A 14,340-nucleotide genomic window follows, 5' to 3' on the forward strand; every position below is an offset into this window, starting at 1 on the left:
GGACCGACGCTCTGCGGTCTCGGGTCCGGTCAAGACGTCATCGGCATGCGGGACGTTGAACGCGGGTCATCAGATGCTAGGGATGCTTGCCTCGGGCTGATCAAGCTCGCCATGCCAGAAAACGTCTGGCTAGGGCGCTGTCTGAGTGGCGGATGACAGAGGGTGCTGGCAAAGCCGAGAACTTGTGAGCTGAGTCACAGAACTTGCACGGCAGCGATGCGTTCAACGATGTAGAGACCAGACGACGGATTCCGTCAGTCTTGTCACTGGGCCCGCTGCTCTCCTCCTGCCAGAGTCAGGGCGGCGGGCCCGAATCTTTTTGGTGGCCCATGATCAGTGGCACCACGAGGTCGTTGGACCGACGCTCTGCGGTCTCGGGTCCGGTCAAGACGTCATCGGCATGCGGGACGTTGAACGCGGGTCATCAGATGCTAGGGATGCTTGCCTCGGGTTGATAAAGCTTTGTATCGCAGTCGTAGGAGCGCCAGCCCTCCGCTGACAGCGGAGGCTGGCGCGGCTGCGATGCCCAGTGAGGTCGATCGTGTGTCGAGCGCGAGGGCTGTGCCGTCGGGTAGGCGGACCAGGTCGCCATCGCACACCAGGGGTAGCCAGCTACTGGATGTTCCGTGGGGCGTGCCCGCTCTGCGCGCGCCACAGCATGCCAGTGCTTTTTGGCGACGGCGAGTCCGGTGAGTTTTCGAGGATCGGCGAAGCGACGTCTGTCGGGACTCGGGAAGATTTGTTTCGTGCTTGAGCCGCACAATGAGGTCAGCCCCACCTGACAGCTCAGGTGGGGACCGACTCGTATGCTGGATGGGCGCTAAGACGTCTGGTCGGCAGACCCTGCAGGCTCACGCGCTGCAGGGAAAAGCTGGTCCATCGCGGTCGAGCCGGACTCGACCACCGGCCGGATCTGCTTCCGATAGACCAGCTCTGTCACGGCGGTGCTGCTGTGCCCGACCAGCCGCGAGATCTCCTCGATCGGCATTCCCCCGTCCGAGAGGATCGAGACGAAGCTGTGCCGCAGCTCACGGGGCGTCCACTGGGTCGGGTTGAGCCCGGCTGCTTTGATCACCCGACGGAAGTCCCGTCGAACGTTGTTGACGTCCCGTTCGGTGCCGACGTTGGTTGCGAACACGAGTCCCTGTTCGCGCCAGTCGTCGCCCGCGACCGTCTTTATCGCCTGCTGGGCCACTCGGTGCGCCTCTAGCGCCTTGATGGCCCGTTCAGGCAGCGCCAGCGTGCGCCGCGACTTTCGCGTCTTCGTCTCGCCGCGGGCACGGACTGAACGCCACACCTTGACGTTCGGCGGGATCGCCGGCGTTGCGTTCGGCTTGCCCACGAGGTCCACGTGGTCCCAGGTGAGCGGGCGCATCTCCTCTGTCCGTGCGCCGGTCAGCAGGGATACCACGATGTAGGCGCGCATCGGCGACGACTCCGCCGCCGCGAGCACCGCTTCGGCCTGCGCGAGCGTCAGTGCTTTCGATGGCCGCCCGGCTCCCTTGCCGGCTGGTAGCTCGTCGCACAGCAGCACCACGTTGTACCGAACCCGCTTGCGCACCTGAGCGCGGTTGATCGCCCGGCGGAGGATCGAGCGCAGGTTGCGCAAGGTCGAAGTCACTAGGACCTCAGCCTTCTCGGCGAGCCAGTCCTCGACGTCGTCAACTTCGAGCTTCACCAGCGGCCGAGCACCGATCGCGGGAACGATGTGGTTGTTGACCAGGGACCGGACGGCCTTCACTGTGTTGGGGTCCCGCTCGCCGCGTTCGTAGCTCACCAGCCAGTCGTTCACCGCCTGCTCGACCGTGTAGCCGGTCGACGCGTTGGCCGCGCCCTCTTCGAGGTCACGAATCAGCTCTTTGAGCTTGTCCTTGGCTTCGGTCTTGGTCTTGCCGCTCGCCTTTCGGACGATCCGCTTCCCGTTCGGCCGGTAGCCGGTCGTCAGCTCGGCGATCCAGCGCTGACGACTCTCCGACCAGTAGAGCCCGCCGTCCCCGCGGCTACGCCGACTCGCCATAGCTGACCTCCGCTTCCTTCATGAGCAACTCGACGTACTGCTGGATGGCGACGGCTGGCACGAGCCGGGCGCGTCCCTGCTTGACCGAGCGCAGGCGTCCCGAGCGGAGCTGTTCGTAGATGACCGAGCGGCTCATCGAGAGCAGGCGCATGGCTTCGGTGATCCGGTAGAGGTGCCGTTCGGGCACAGCGACCGGCATGGGTACGGCGTTCATCGGTCCCCCTCGGTGTCGTGGTCGGGCTTGGTAGGCGCGACATCCGCGACCTCCGCGACCGGCCTGGTCGGGACGGGTGCGAGCGGCTGTCGAGTGCCGCGACCGTCCGCGACCTCGGTTGCGGAGGTCGCGGTCGAACCCGGCGCCTCCGCGGCCCGGAATGTGGCGGTGACCTGCGGGGTTGCGCTGGTCGCGGAGGTCGCGCCCGCTTCGAGCGGCGGGAGGTAGCGGCTCCAGGCGTCGGCCAAGCCGCCGTCGCCGTCGATGCGGTAGCCCTTGAGCGTCTTGCCACTGACCTTGAGGTCCTTCGGTCGGACCAGGTACCGGTCGAGTTCCTTCGCGAGACGGCGGCTGTCGAGCGGCTTGCCCTGGATGTCGGTCCACGGGCCGTCTTCGATCGCGTGCAGCTCGCGGATCAGCTCGGCGGTGACCATGCGGTCGGTGTTCTCCGCGGCGAATATCTGCCGGACGTCCGCCAGCAGCCGCACGCCGATCGAAGCCGGTTGCGCGGTCGCTTCGAGCACGAAGTGACGGCAAGCCCGACGCGCGGTTTCCGGCCAGTGCCCGCCGGCAGCATCCGCGATCGCCAGAAGCGGCCGCCAGATCTCCGCAGCACGGTCCCGGACACCGTCCGGGCGTTCCGGCCGTGTGCGGCTCACCTCGTCGCCGACGCGCCCGACCCACTCCGCCAGCTCGGCGCGCACCGGCGCCGACTCGCGTTCGACGTCCTCTTCGATGAACTCCTCGACTACTTCGTCGAACCGGCGCTTGCGCATGTGCACGGTGATCGCCCGGGTGGTGATCGTGTCGGGCATTCCGCCGGCTATCCCGGCGAGCGCGACCGGCGCGTAGACCGGGAAGCGCGTGACATTCATGCTCTTGGCGTCGCCGACGCACCGCGTCACCGTCGCCGAGCGCTTGTAGCCGGCGTTGAGCAGGGCGCGCAGGTCCTCGTTATTCCCGCCGGTCTTGGGGTTGAAGACCGCGTCGATCTCGTCGAACAACAGGGTCATCGGCCCGTCGGCGAGCATGCGGAAGATCGCGGCCGGCGTGATGCTGATGGTCATCTCCGGCTTGGCCACGAGGTACTGCGCGACCTCCAGCACGCGCGTCTTGCCGCTCCCCGGCTCGGCCGAGTCGAGGATCAGGCGCGGCGTGACATACAGCCGCTCGGCGACGTGGGTGTGGGCGTACCAGAGCGCGAGCGTCGGCGCGGCGTGCTCGTTGGCGAAGGCGGAGAAGCGCGCCACGAACGTCACGACCGCGTCGAGGACTTCGTGACCCGGCTTCGCGAAGGTGCCGGCCGGTGTCGGGCCGAGCCACGTGAGCGGCTTGGCCGGCGCGACCTCGGGCAGCTCGCTCGGCTGGGTGCCGCCGTCCTCGGCCGGCTGGGCCGCGATGTGGCGGCCGCGCCATACGTGCTGGCAGTTCTCCGAGCAGAAGTCGCCGGACGGTGAGTCACCGCGCGGCCGGCCGCACTGCTGGCAGCTGGGTGCCTGCTCGTCGGAGATCATGAAGTCGATCACGGACAGGGTGTCGTCGAATCCGGACATCAGGCGGCCACCTCCAGGCGGGCGGTCGGTTCGTCGTCGCCTCCGGCCTCGCGGTAGCGCCGCCACAGGTCGTCGAGTCGTTCCGTGTCGTCGAGCTGGTGGCGGACGACGTCCGTCGGCGAGTCGTCTTCGACGGCCTGCACCAGGCGGGCCGCGTGCTCCCGGACGGCGCGGCGGTAGGCGTTCTTCAGCACGACGGCCTTGAGCCAGGCGCCGTAGTACGGCGGCGGCAGGATCGGGCCGTCGGTGTAGGTCTCGACGATCCAGAGGCCGAGGCTGTGCAGGCGGTGCGCGCCGCCGGATCGCGGTTCGGTCGCTGTCCGCTCGCGGGCGTGGTCCATGACGGCCATCGGGGTCGGCGTTTGGCCCGCGCCGGTCAGCTCGATGACCAGCTGGAGGACGCGGGCGGCGATCGGAGAGCCGAAGTCGTCGGCGCGCATGCCGGCGAGCAGTCGACGGGCCCCTGTCAGCCGGACCTGCATCACGCAGCCCAGGAACTGACGCTCGGGGTCGAGCAATGTGGTCTTCATGGGGTGGCCTTTCGGTTGAGCTGCGCGTCAGCGGCTGTTGTCGCGGCGGTCGCGGTCACGGAGATCGCGGTACGACCGGCGGGCGCGGAGGCAGGAGTTGTAGGCGCGGCGGCCGGCGCGGAGCGTGCGACCGGTGCCGTCGCACCGGCGGCAGAGCCGGATCGCGCGGAGCAGTGGCGAGCGGAAATTGCCGAAGCCCCGGCAGGAGCGGCACGGCTTGTAGGGGTAGACCGCGCACGACCATGAGTAGCCGAGAGTGATGATTGTGAGAACGAGCAGGAGCAGGACGGTCGGGTTGCTGAGGGGGTTCAACGGAGCCTCCGGGGCTGTTTTTTGGCCGCATTCGGCCCGCGCCTCTAGGTGCTAGGGCGCTGATCAGCGCTGTTGTGGTGGTCTAGGGAGGGCTCTAGGTCTAGAGGGACGAGGCTCTAGACCTAGAGCCCTGCGGGAGCTAGCCGCTCTTGCGGTTCCGGTCACGCTCGGTCAGTGCGTCGGCGATCCACTCGCGCTTGACGCCCATCCGGTTGGCGCCCCTGCCGGTGTCGACGTCGTTGCCCCACACCTGCTTGGTGGTGATCCCGAGCGGCTTCAGCGCGGTGGAGAGCTGGGTTGCCTTCGCCGCCCCGGTGGGCAGTTCGGCCCACGGGCCGTAGACCGCCGGCCGCAGCTCGGCGAGCCGGTCGACGATGCGTTCCGACCACGCCTTCTCGGCGTCGCCGATCGCGGTCAGCACGTCGGCGAGCAAGGTGCTCGTGTCCTCGTCCTCCTCGGGCGTGAGGTCGAGGCCGGCGGCGTAGCCGGTCAGCCGTCCGGCCGCCAGCCGTGCCGTTCGTGCGCGAGCGGCGATCCTCTCGGCGTCCGGGCCGTCGATGTACACGCCGCGGGTGATGCGCGGCTCGTCGCCCTCGCCGGCCAGGTAACCGATGCCCTTGTCCCGAAAGGACAGCGTGGTGGCCCGGATGCCGTTCCGGTACGACGAGGTCCCGAGAACCATGTCGTTGGCCTGCTGGCCGGTGACCTTGAGGCAGAACCGCATCACCGCGTTGTCGCTGATCGCGGTCGGGATGCTCTTCGCGTCCGGCCGCTGCGTCGCCAGGATGATCACGATGCCCAGTGCCGGGCCGCGCTTCACGAGGTCGGTGCAGACCTCCTCGATCTCCGCGCCGTACTCCGGGTGCTCGAACCACTTCTGGCACTCGTCGACGCCGATCACGATCGGGTGCAGGCCGAGGGACTTCTTGTCGGCCAGTTCCGGCGTGACCTTGTTCTCCGGGCACAGGTCCTTCGGCAGTTCCCGGATCACCTTCGCGCGCCGCCGCAGCTCGTCGGCGAGCGCCCGCAGATCGGCGACGGCGTACGCGATGTCTTCCGGCTCGTCGCCGGCGCGGTACCGGTGCGACACCGGCGCCAGCGGTGAGAGGTCGCCGGTTCCCTTGAGGTCGAACGAGTGCAGCTCGGCCCTGGGGTCCAGCGCGGCGATCAGCAGCAGCTCTCGCAGCGTGAACGTCTTGCCCATCCGCGGGATCGCGCCGATGACCATCGAGATGAACATCAGCGTGATGTCGACCCACCGGCCGCGCTGGTCGGTGCCGAACGGTTGCGGTTTGAACAGGTCCACGGTGCCGGGCTTCCGCAGCGGCCAAGTTGCCTGTCGCGACTTGGACAGGTCCTGATCGCCGACCCACAGGACCATCCGCCCGGGGTGAACCTCGGCGTTGCCCTCCGGCCAGACGCAGCCGAGGGGCCGGCCGAGGCCGGACGCGAGCTTCGCGCGCCGCTCGACCACTTCGGACACCGTGACGCCCGGCGGAAGGTCGACGTCGGCGCGCCAGCCGGGGCCGTCGCGAGTGATCGGCGCTGTGAACCCGATTGCGTTCGGGTTCTTGGTGAGGGCCTGGTTGATGCCCGCGATGCCGAGCACCGACAGCGCCTGAACGACGTTGTCACTCGTGAGCTTCTGGACCTGCGTGGACAGGACGGCGCGAGACGACACCACCGGGTTGTCCCGGGTGGACCCGAGCTTTCCGAGCAGTCCAACCGCGATGGCACCGCAAGCCCAGATCACCCACTCCGGCAGAACGTTGGGCAGCGTGAACACCAGAACCAGGCCGGCCGTCGACACGAGACCGAGCTGAATCAGCCGGAGCACGACTCGCCGGTCACGCTGCTGCGATAGCTTCAGGTACAGGTCGGCCTTATCCGCCGTGGCTGTCTCCGAACGGGCCGGGCGTCCTTCGGCGTCGGTCACGTACCGGCCGGTCGCTGCCAGCAGGAGGAAAAGACCCCGAGGAGAACGCACCGCGAGCCGAAGCGCGTAGAGCGGTGACCGCGCCGCGTGGTAGCCGGCCTTGTGCGCGTAGTGCTTCCCAACCCACTTCGCGGCGTCCTTCGCGTCGGCCGTCGACTTGAGGTAGCCGGGGATGATCGCCTGGCGGTTCTGCGAGCGGAGGCGGTCCAGCCAGGACGAGCCGTCCGTGACCGGACGGTCGACCGGGACCGCCGGCGACTGCTCCGTGGCCTCGTCGCCGGGCTCGGCGTCGATGACGAACGGGTCGGCCTCCCCGGAAGCCGTGCCGGGGAACGCGATCACGCGGCCGCCGTCCGGTTCGTTGGTGGTGCTCATCAGTCGTTCACCTCCTGGTCGGTGGTGTCGCGTACGAGGTGTGCGAGGGCAGCGCCGCAGCCGAGGACGACCACCGGCAGGCAGGAGACGAGCGTGGTCACCGGCCAGGGAGCGCGTTCGACGTCCGCGGCGGACATCAGGTGGTAAGCGACCTGGCCGACCATCCCGAGGACGAGCGAACCCAGGGCCGACCACTTCGCGAAGCTGCGGACTCGGTGAGTTCGGGTCGCCGGGGACAGCCAGACCCGCAGGGCGAACGCCGCGTAGGTCTCGACCCCGATCGGGAGCGTGATCGCCGAGTTGATCGTCAGGTGGTCCCAGATCCCCGGCAGGAGCTGGATAGGGCCGAACCCGGTCAGCCTGCCGAGACCGACCCAGCCGCTCCAGACGGCGACGAACGCCGGCAGGGCCAGGAGGAGCACTGGCCACAACTTGATCCGCCGCACCTTCTCCGGCGTCGCGCCCGGGTCTGCGGTGACGTTGACCTGCGGCTCTGCGTCATCCGAGGCTGGTTCGTCCGAGGTCTCGGATGACGGATCCGGTTCCTTGACCTCGGTGGGTTCCGTCACCGCGTGCAGCTTCCGCAGGGGCTTGGTGTCGGCCTCCTCGTTCAGCGTGGCGAGGATGGCGCGGGCTTTCGGCGCACCCACCTTGAACTCGGTCATGATCCGGTTCCGGGAGGGGCACTCGCCCAGGTCCGCGGCGAACTCGCGGACACGGGGCAGCAGGTCGGTGACCGAAGGCGGGTACGCGCTTCGGGTGTTCGTGGGCGTGTCGAGCCCTACCATGGGTGTTCTCCTGACTGGCTTGGAAGTGGTTGGGAGAAGCCCGGTCCGGCGGGTGGTTCTTGGCGGTTCCGTGCGCCGGGCCGAGGCGGCTTCAAGCGGCCGCGCCGGGGCTGTCCGACCGGCCCCGGAGAGCCGAGTTGACGGTCTGGCGGGTGATGCGCCGGATGTGTCGATGCGTCGCGACCCGGTCCGTGCTCGGCGCCAGGCTGCTACTCACCGTTTCCTGGTCGTGAGCCGTCACGAAGTATTCGGCGATCATCGCGTCGATGTCCGATTCGGCCAGGCCGTCCGGGGCGTAGCTGGGCAAGGGGATGAGGTCATCCATTGGTGTGAACTCCAACGACTTGTAGGTCTCCCGCTCGGGAGCGGCCGGTGTCGACCGAGATCCAAAGTAAGTCCTGTCTATTAACTCTGTCAACTGACATGGGAGAACTGACTTAGCCAACTGACTTGGCCTACGCTGGTGGTATGGCATCCCTGAACCCGGACGACCCGCGTGCGCCGTTCTTGCAAGTAGCCGGCGGTCTTCGGGCCGCGATCCTGTCGGGGGAGTACGCCCCCGGGGCGCAGTTGCCGACCTACCAGGAACTGGCCGATTCCTGGGGGGTGGCGGTGAACACGGCCAAGAGCGCCGTTGCCCACCTCAGGGAAGAGGGCCTGGTCGTGATCCGGCACGGCAAGGGCTCGTTCGTCCGTACCCAGCCGGCCGAAGGTGACTCCGTGACTCGTCCTGAGGCCTCAGGGGACGAGCGGGTCTGGCAGGCCATTGCCGAGATCAGGAAGCGTCTCGGCGAGATCGAGCGGAAGCTGGGGGAGAATTAGCCGAACAGGGCGCGGAGGAACTGCACGACGCCGTCGATCACCACTCCGACGCCGTGGGCGGCTCCGCTTACCCAGTTCGCCGAGTCGGCCGGGTACTTGACGACCAGCGCGACGATCAGCACGACCGTTGCGAGCCCGGTGACCAGGCCGATCACCTTGCGGACCAAGCTGCTCCCGCTGTTCATAACCGGGAAGTTGTTCTTCGCCATTACGGTCTCCCTTCATTCTGCGACGGGCCTGGAGGCCGGTCCGGATCAGGATTTTCGATCCGGCGTTGTCGCTGATGAATTCAGGAAACCGCGCGGGGGCGGGGGTGCAGCAGTGTGCACGTGGGGGTGCGTTTTTGCACGTGGGGGGTGCACGGGGGGTGCTTTAATGACCTTCGGAGGTACCGGTGGTCGACAAGGGGAAGCAGCCGAACGCACTTCTAGCTGCGGTTATGCGACAGGCGGGGGCGACGAACAAGGGCTTCGCCCGCCGGGTGCGCGAACGCAGCCAGAGAGACGGCGGCGAGCTGGTCAGCGCGGACCACGTGTCGGTCAAGCGCTGGCTCGACGGCACGAAGCCGCACCCGCGCACCTGTCAGCTGATCGCTGGCGTCCTCGGCGAATTGCTCGGCCGGCCTGTCAGCCTCGCAGAGATCGGCTTCGCCGCGGCGTCCGAGACGACCTCGGATGACGTCGGTTTGGAGTACCCGGAGGAGATCGCACACAGCCTGGTCGCGCTGGGCGCGATCACCGAACTCGAGTTGTGGACGCCGAAGCGGGTCGGCCCGCTGTCCGTCGTGCCGGAGGCATGGAGCGGCCTGGTCATCCGGTGGCTGACCGACTCGGACACCGAAGGATCGCGGCCGCCGACCGAACCGCGCTCGATCACCATCGTCGACGTCGAGGCGGTTCGCGAGGCAACCGCGATGTTCAGCAGCTTCGACTACAAGTACGGCGGTGGCCGGCCGAAGTCGCTCGTCGCCTCGTTCCTCGACCAGGAGATCTTGCCGAACATCAGGCACGTGTCCCCGCAGGACCCGATCGGCCGCGAGTACTTCCGGGAGGTCGCCGCCTTGACGCGGCTCGCCGGCTGGACGGCCTACGACACGGGTGCGCACGGCCTCGCGCAGCGGTACTTGACGCAGGCGTTCCGCCTGGCGAAGGCGGCCGGCGACAAGGCGCTGTGCGGCCGAATCCTCGCGGGCATGTCGCACCAGGCGAACTTCCTCGGGCACTTCCAGCGGGCGGTCGACCTGGCGCGAGCTGCGTACAAAGGCGCGAACGGCTACGCCACCCCGACCACGATGGCGCTGTTCCACGCTATGGAAGCCAGGGCGCTTGCCTCGCTCGGTAGGGCGGAGGACGTCACGGCCGCACTGCTCACGGCTGAACGGTGGCATTGCCAGGGCATCCGGGAGAACGACCCCGAGTGGATTCACTACTTCGACGAAGCGGAGCTACACGCCGAGTTCGCGCACTGCTTCCGTGACATCGGGAACGCCGAGCTGGCGAACCACCACGCGGCCGCGTCGATCGCGGCCTCGGAGTCGACCTACGTCCGCAGCCTCTCGTTCTGCCGGACCGTGCTGGCCACGTCGCACCTGCAAGGCGGGAACCTCGAAGAGGCGTTGGACGTGGCCAGGTCGGTCGTCGAGACCGCGGCGAAGCTGAAGTCGTTCCGGGTGATCTCGTATCTCGACGACTTCCGCGGACGACTGGGCGTGCATACCGGCGACCCGTTGGTCAAGGAGTTCCTCGACTTCGCCAACCTGCACCTGCCGTCAGAAAACCTTCCAGTGTCGGGGCGCCTGGTCGTCGCGTAGGTCGCTGATCCGCTTCTCGACCTCGGCTTTGACCTCGGTGGACTCGTCGACAGTTTGCGAGAGCCACATGGTCATGTTCAGCTCTCGTATTGCCCTCAGCACGGGGAAGCCCGGCCAGTCGACCGGATCGAAGCCGTAGGCCGCGGTGTACGAGTCGTACTCGGCTTCGGACGCCCAGCCGAACGCCTGGTGACGGACGGAGAGCACGGCCGCGTCCCACTCGCGAGGTCCGTAGGCGAAATCCTCGAAGTCGATCAGGTTGAGCGTTCCGTCCGGGGCGCGCATGACGTTCCCGGGGTGCGCGTCGCCGTGCACGGGGCCGGCGGGCAGGGGGAACTCAAGGTCTTGGAACTTCTCGGAGAGTTCCTCGTACCGGTCGCGCAGGAAGTCGAGGTCTGTCTCGGGGAGCTTCCCCTTCAGGGCTTGAAGACGCGGCTCGACCTTCGGCATCGGGGAGAAGGCCGGCAAGCGGAAGTCCTTCGGATGGGGAAGAGCGTGCAGGTTGTGCAGCAGTTTCCCGAACTCCGCCGGGGTGATCGGCGTGTCGTCCTCTTCCAGGCAGTTCCAGAAGGTGACGGGTAGACCGTCCTCGACGAAGGGCTGTTCGTTGCCTTCGAACACCGTCGCGGCGGGAAATCGGTTCTCGGCGAGCCACCCGGCGACGAGCACTTCCTTCGTGGCGGCCGGGATGGAGCGGCCGACGCGCACTACGGCGGAGCCGTCGGCCAGGCGGTAGATGGCGTTCTCCCCGAAGCGGACTCGTTGCGCGTCGGTCGGGTCCAGCCCGGCGAAGGCGCACGCTGCCTCGAAGACAGCTTGTGTCCGCTCCGTCGTGAAAGCCTTCGTCGATGTCATCAGACTCCTCTATCGGGGTGCCTCGGCCAGGCTAGAGCTTCGGCAAGAGCGTGTGCTTGGCGAATCGGGTCTTGAGGCCCGGCCGGCGCGCCGCTCGGGGGGAAGCAGGCGCGCCGGCCGGGGACTTAGGGCCACGCGTTCTCTGTGACGCGGTGCTGTAGTGCTTGGGCGACCTTTTTGTAGGTCGTCAAGGCGGCTTGATGGGTGGAATACACGCCGCTGCCCTGGTGGTGGCGCAGTGCGACGGCGAGGGCGCCGGCGCGACGTTCGTAGAGGGTGAACGGTTCGATCAGGCCGGGCGGGCAGTCGGCGGTGGGGACGAGGCGCACGGCGACCCGCGGCCTTGTGGCCCAGGTGCGCAGTTGGTCGAGCTGGTCGTGAAGGACATCAGGCGGGCAGGCGTCGGGGCGTGTGGCGGCCTCACCGATCAGGAACATGTACAGCGGCCCCGATTTACCGGACAGAGTGAGCTGACGTGCGGTGCGGAGGAGACAGCCCGCCTTGGCTGCCTCCGAAGCGAGCAGGCCGGTGTCCCGCAGAGCGCGGGCGTACTCGGCGGTTTGCAGTGCCTCGGGGATAAGCGACGGCGACCACTCGGTTACGCGGATGGCTCGCTGTTCGAAGGCGGTGCGCAGGTACTGCTGGGCGTGTCCACCGCGGTCGACCAAGTCGCGGTCGTGGGAACGGCGGGCGAGGTCGATGAGGTGTTCGCGCACGTTTTGCGGTGAGCCCAAGACACCGAGGATGTGAGCCACGATCGTGTCCTCTGGCACGCGTTGGCCGAGTTCGAAACTCGATAGGGCGGAGGGGTGAAGGTCGACCATGTCGGCGAGCCTGCGCAAGCCAAACCCGCGTGCGTTTCGGGCTTCGCGTAGTCCGCCTGCCAGGGCGATGACGGCTGGTCGGAGTGCAGCTTCGGTCACGGTTCAGGAAGCTCCGTTCGGTCGTGCGGTTCAGCATCAAGGGCGGTGAGCAGGGACAAGAGGTCAAGTTCGGTGCCGTCGAGTTCGCCGGCGCGGTGGGTGAGGGCGACGCCGATGTGGACGAGTTGACGGCCGAGGGTGCGCAGGCCGGCGGCATAGGCTGCGTCGTCCAGCTGGAGGGTCAGCAGCTCGACCGTGACGCTTCCGATGTTGGAGTTGACCTTCGAGAGCGCGGCGAGCAGTTCGCGGTCACGAGCGTGCACGCGGCACCCCGATCCGCCGGTGCTCGTTCTGGGCCGCGCAGACCGGGCACATCCGGCCAGGCTTCGGGATGACCCGTCGGGGGCTGATGCTGGGCCGGTCGTGTTCCAGCGGGAAGCGGACGTCGGTCAGACACCAGGGCAGCAGCATGACGAGCCGCGGGTTGGCCATCTCCGAGTGCCGATACAGGTGAGCCCACCCGTCACCGCCGGTGAACTCATGCCACTCCCAGAAATCCTGGTGTAAATCGGTGCTGGTCATCGGCCCGTCGTCCAACGCGGTCATCGAAGCCCCTGCTCGACGTCGAACGCCCGGACTGCGGCGGCGGCCTGCTCCCAGTCGGCATCGGTCATGTCCGCGTGCTTCTGCGGATGCTGGTAGGTGTCGAGGTCGATCTCGTTGAGTCGCTGACCACCCGAGTTGAACAGCGACGTACCGCACCGGAACGTCGGCCGGTCGTCGAAGCGCTCCGCGGTCATGGCGCTTTGCACCCCCGGGCTGTGCGAGCGTCGCGCAGCGAGACGGTCAACGCGTCACCCAGCTGGTTCCGAAGCTGCGCGGCCGACTCGGCGCTGAACAGGATCGGCTCGCCCGAAGCCGTCGAGCTGGTCAGCGCGATCCGGCCGTCGTCCCGTACCTGGACCTCGACGCGTGCCGGGCCGCCGAGCTGGTCGGCGCCCTCGGTGCTCTGCCGCGTACGTCGTCGATCACGCATAGTTAGTGACCGTACAAAGGTGCAGGTCACAAAAGTTTCCTGCTGGGAAACCCGGGTCTGTACCCTGAGGCGCATGGACTCGATCGGCATCACGATCCGTCGGCTTCGCCGTTGGCGTGGCCTGTCCCTCGAACAGCTTGCCGGCCTGTCCGGCCTGTCGAAGGGCTACCTGTCCAAGATCGAGAACGAACGCACGGCGATCGACAAGCGCTCAACCTTGGTCGCAATCGCCGGCGCCCTCCGCGTCAGCCTCTCCGACATCACCGGCGACGGGCTGGAGATCCGCGACCCGCAAGCCGACTCTGCCATCCCGGCTATCCGTGACGCCCTGTTGAGCACCGACCTCGACGGCACCGAGCCGCCGATCGGCGACCTTGCGCAGCTGCTGTCCGAGACTCAGCTGGTCGCAGCCCTGCGGCAGGCGAACCAGGACGCCGAGGTCGGCGCCCGGCTCCCCGAGCTGCTGCTGGCCCTGCACACCCACGTCGACAAGCCGGACGCGCTCCGCTCGCTCGTCACCGCCACCCACACCACGGCCCTGCTCACGAAGGGGCTCGGCGCGTTCGAGCTGGCCTGGATCGCCGCTGACCGCGGCCACGAGGCAGCGCAGCGGCTCGGCGAACCCGGCTGGATCGCCCTCGCCGAGTTCGCGCGCACCCAGGCCCTGTCCGGCCTCGGCGCACACAAGCGAGCATCCAAGCTCGCCGAACGCGCCCTGGACTACGTGCCAGCCGACGCCTACGACGTCCGCGGCGCGCTCACCCTCACCACCGGCTACACCGAATCCGTCCTGGGCGGCGACGCAACCGCGGCGCTCGACGAGGCCGCCGGCCTGGCCGAGCACGTTGAGTACGGCAACCGGAACTTCCTGCTGTTCAGCCCGGCCAACGTCGTGCTCTGGCGCATCTCATCAGCCCTCGAACGCGGCGACCACGCCGAAGCCGCCAGACTGGCCGCGACCGTTGACCCGGCCGAGTTGACAATCGATTCCCGCCGCACGACGTTCCTGATCGAGCACGCTCGGGCGCTCTACGGCGTCCGCCGTCCCGATGAGGAAGTACTGGCGTTGCTGATCAAAGCCGAGAAGCTGGGTCGCATCCGAACTCGCACGAACCCCTTCGTCCGCGAAATCATCTCCACGATGCTTGCACGCGCGCGGCGCGAGGGTGTCGCTCGCGAGGTCCGCGGCATGGCCGACCGGATGGGGTTGATCAAGACTTCGTAGTGAG

General features: G+C 68.0%; 18 protein-coding genes. 3 read left to right on the forward strand and 15 right to left on the reverse strand.

Going from position 1 to position 14,340, the window contains the following annotated elements; translation table 11 throughout:
- Window positions 1-820 precede the first annotated feature (820 nt).
- The 8 genes from ACWEVN_RS13190 to ACWEVN_RS13225 form a co-directional block, all read right to left on the reverse strand.
- The gene (locus tag ACWEVN_RS13190; RefSeq protein ID WP_452051370.1) at window positions 821-2,017 is read right to left on the reverse strand and encodes a site-specific integrase; all 1,197 of its coding nucleotides are present in this window, start codon (window positions 2,015-2,017) and stop codon (window positions 821-823) included.
- On the reverse strand, window positions 2,001-2,231 hold the full coding sequence (locus ACWEVN_RS13195; RefSeq protein WP_247059664.1) for a helix-turn-helix domain-containing protein: 231 nt from the start codon (window positions 2,229-2,231) through the stop codon (window positions 2,001-2,003). The genes ACWEVN_RS13190 and ACWEVN_RS13195 overlap by 17 nt, the downstream gene beginning before the upstream one ends.
- A complete protein-coding gene (locus ACWEVN_RS13200) occupies window positions 2,228-3,784 on the reverse strand; it encodes a DUF3631 domain-containing protein (protein ID WP_452051371.1) in 1,557 nt (518 codons plus the stop codon). The genes ACWEVN_RS13195 and ACWEVN_RS13200 overlap by 4 nt, the downstream gene beginning before the upstream one ends.
- Window positions 3,784-4,314, reverse strand: coding sequence for a hypothetical protein (locus ACWEVN_RS13205; protein WP_452051372.1), 531 nt, complete (start codon window positions 4,312-4,314; stop codon window positions 3,784-3,786). Before ACWEVN_RS13205 ends, ACWEVN_RS13200 begins: the two co-directional genes overlap by 1 nt.
- Window positions 4,315-4,341: 27 nt before the next feature.
- Window positions 4,342-4,626 carry a hypothetical protein gene (locus ACWEVN_RS13210; protein WP_452051373.1) on the reverse strand — a complete coding sequence of 95 codons (285 nt, stop codon included), beginning with the start codon at window positions 4,624-4,626 and terminating at the stop codon, window positions 4,342-4,344.
- A gap of 139 nt (window positions 4,627-4,765) precedes the next feature.
- Entirely contained in the window at window positions 4,766-6,937 is a 2,172-nt protein-coding gene (locus ACWEVN_RS13215) for a cell division protein FtsK (protein ID WP_452051374.1), read from the reverse strand.
- Window positions 6,937-7,725 (reverse strand): ABC transporter permease, encoded by a 789-nt coding sequence (locus ACWEVN_RS13220; RefSeq protein WP_452051375.1) that lies wholly within the window; start codon window positions 7,723-7,725, stop codon window positions 6,937-6,939. Before ACWEVN_RS13220 ends, ACWEVN_RS13215 begins: the two co-directional genes overlap by 1 nt.
- 91 nt (window positions 7,726-7,816) lie before the next feature.
- Window positions 7,817-8,050, reverse strand: a complete 234-nt coding sequence (locus tag ACWEVN_RS13225; RefSeq protein WP_452051376.1) for a hypothetical protein — start codon at window positions 8,048-8,050, stop codon at window positions 7,817-7,819.
- A gap of 143 nt (window positions 8,051-8,193) precedes the next feature.
- On the opposite strand from ACWEVN_RS13225, the gene ACWEVN_RS13230 reads away from it, so the two are divergent.
- A complete protein-coding gene (locus tag ACWEVN_RS13230; protein ID WP_206784217.1) occupies window positions 8,194-8,547 on the forward strand; it encodes a GntR family transcriptional regulator in 354 nt (117 codons plus the stop codon).
- On the opposite strand, the gene ACWEVN_RS13235 is transcribed toward ACWEVN_RS13230, so the two are convergent.
- A complete protein-coding gene (locus ACWEVN_RS13235) occupies window positions 8,544-8,756 on the reverse strand; it encodes a hypothetical protein (RefSeq protein WP_452051377.1) in 213 nt (70 codons plus the stop codon). The genes ACWEVN_RS13230 and ACWEVN_RS13235 overlap by 4 nt on opposite strands.
- Window positions 8,757-8,941: 185 nt before the next feature.
- Here ACWEVN_RS13235 and ACWEVN_RS13240 point away from each other — a divergent pair, with 185 nt between their 5' ends.
- Window positions 8,942-10,357, forward strand: a complete 1,416-nt coding sequence (locus ACWEVN_RS13240; RefSeq protein ID WP_452051378.1) for a hypothetical protein — start codon at window positions 8,942-8,944, stop codon at window positions 10,355-10,357.
- Here the strand turns inward: ACWEVN_RS13240 and ACWEVN_RS13245 are convergent.
- From ACWEVN_RS13245 to ACWEVN_RS13270, 6 genes are all read right to left on the reverse strand, one after another.
- Window positions 10,316-11,212, reverse strand: coding sequence for a phosphotransferase enzyme family protein (locus ACWEVN_RS13245; RefSeq protein WP_452051379.1), 897 nt, complete (start codon window positions 11,210-11,212; stop codon window positions 10,316-10,318). The two genes, ACWEVN_RS13240 and ACWEVN_RS13245, sit on opposite strands and share 42 nt — an antisense overlap.
- Before the next feature lie 125 nt (window positions 11,213-11,337).
- Window positions 11,338-12,135 carry a helix-turn-helix domain-containing protein gene (locus tag ACWEVN_RS13250; protein WP_452051380.1) on the reverse strand — a complete coding sequence of 266 codons (798 nt, stop codon included), beginning with the start codon at window positions 12,133-12,135 and terminating at the stop codon, window positions 11,338-11,340.
- On the reverse strand, window positions 12,132-12,398 hold the full coding sequence (locus ACWEVN_RS13255) for a hypothetical protein (RefSeq protein ID WP_452051381.1): 267 nt from the start codon (window positions 12,396-12,398) through the stop codon (window positions 12,132-12,134). The genes ACWEVN_RS13250 and ACWEVN_RS13255 overlap by 4 nt, the downstream gene beginning before the upstream one ends.
- Window positions 12,385-12,681: a hypothetical protein gene (locus ACWEVN_RS13260; RefSeq protein WP_452051382.1), complete on the reverse strand. Its 297-nt coding sequence runs from the start codon at window positions 12,679-12,681 to the stop codon at window positions 12,385-12,387. Before ACWEVN_RS13260 ends, ACWEVN_RS13255 begins: the two co-directional genes overlap by 14 nt.
- Entirely contained in the window at window positions 12,678-12,875 is a 198-nt protein-coding gene (locus ACWEVN_RS13265) for a hypothetical protein (protein WP_452051383.1), read from the reverse strand. The genes ACWEVN_RS13260 and ACWEVN_RS13265 overlap by 4 nt, the downstream gene beginning before the upstream one ends.
- Entirely contained in the window at window positions 12,872-13,111 is a 240-nt protein-coding gene (locus tag ACWEVN_RS13270; RefSeq protein ID WP_452051384.1) for a hypothetical protein, read from the reverse strand. The genes ACWEVN_RS13265 and ACWEVN_RS13270 overlap by 4 nt, the downstream gene beginning before the upstream one ends.
- A gap of 73 nt (window positions 13,112-13,184) precedes the next feature.
- Between ACWEVN_RS13270 and ACWEVN_RS13275 the strand changes: the two genes are divergently transcribed.
- Window positions 13,185-14,336, forward strand: coding sequence for a helix-turn-helix domain-containing protein (locus tag ACWEVN_RS13275; protein ID WP_452051385.1), 1,152 nt, complete (start codon window positions 13,185-13,187; stop codon window positions 14,334-14,336).
- Window positions 14,337-14,340: the final 4 nt, after the last annotated feature.

This window comes from Amycolatopsis sp. NPDC003861, from assembly GCF_053605405.1.

Excerpts from the sequence above, each read along its gene's own strand:
- ACWEVN_RS13260 (WP_452051382.1), bottom strand. The coding sequence starts at position 12,681 with ATGACCGCGTTGGACGACGGGCCGATGACCAGCACCGATTTACACCAG.
- ACWEVN_RS13220 (WP_452051375.1), bottom strand. The coding sequence starts at position 7,725 with ATGGTAGGGCTCGACACGCCCACGAACACCCGAAGCGCGTACCCGCCT.
- ACWEVN_RS13215 (WP_452051374.1), bottom strand. The coding sequence starts at position 6,937 with ATGAGCACCACCAACGAACCGGACGGCGGCCGCGTGATCGCGTTCCCC.
- ACWEVN_RS13200 (WP_452051371.1), bottom strand. The coding sequence starts at position 3,784 with ATGTCCGGATTCGACGACACCCTGTCCGTGATCGACTTCATGATCTCC.
- ACWEVN_RS13265 (WP_452051383.1), bottom strand. The coding sequence starts at position 12,875 with ATGACCGCGGAGCGCTTCGACGACCGGCCGACGTTCCGGTGCGGTACG.
- ACWEVN_RS13205 (WP_452051372.1), bottom strand. The coding sequence starts at position 4,314 with ATGAAGACCACATTGCTCGACCCCGAGCGTCAGTTCCTGGGCTGCGTG.
- ACWEVN_RS13190 (WP_452051370.1), bottom strand. The coding sequence starts at position 2,017 with ATGGCGAGTCGGCGTAGCCGCGGGGACGGCGGGCTCTACTGGTCGGAG.
- ACWEVN_RS13195 (WP_247059664.1), bottom strand. The coding sequence starts at position 2,231 with ATGAACGCCGTACCCATGCCGGTCGCTGTGCCCGAACGGCACCTCTAC.
- ACWEVN_RS13230 (WP_206784217.1), top strand. The coding sequence starts at position 8,194 with ATGGCATCCCTGAACCCGGACGACCCGCGTGCGCCGTTCTTGCAAGTA.
- ACWEVN_RS13225 (WP_452051376.1), bottom strand. The coding sequence starts at position 8,050 with ATGGATGACCTCATCCCCTTGCCCAGCTACGCCCCGGACGGCCTGGCC.
- ACWEVN_RS13235 (WP_452051377.1), bottom strand. The coding sequence starts at position 8,756 with ATGGCGAAGAACAACTTCCCGGTTATGAACAGCGGGAGCAGCTTGGTC.
- ACWEVN_RS13270 (WP_452051384.1), bottom strand. The coding sequence starts at position 13,111 with ATGCGTGATCGACGACGTACGCGGCAGAGCACCGAGGGCGCCGACCAG.
- ACWEVN_RS13275 (WP_452051385.1), top strand. The coding sequence starts at position 13,185 with ATGGACTCGATCGGCATCACGATCCGTCGGCTTCGCCGTTGGCGTGGC.
- ACWEVN_RS13245 (WP_452051379.1), bottom strand. The coding sequence starts at position 11,212 with ATGACATCGACGAAGGCTTTCACGACGGAGCGGACACAAGCTGTCTTC.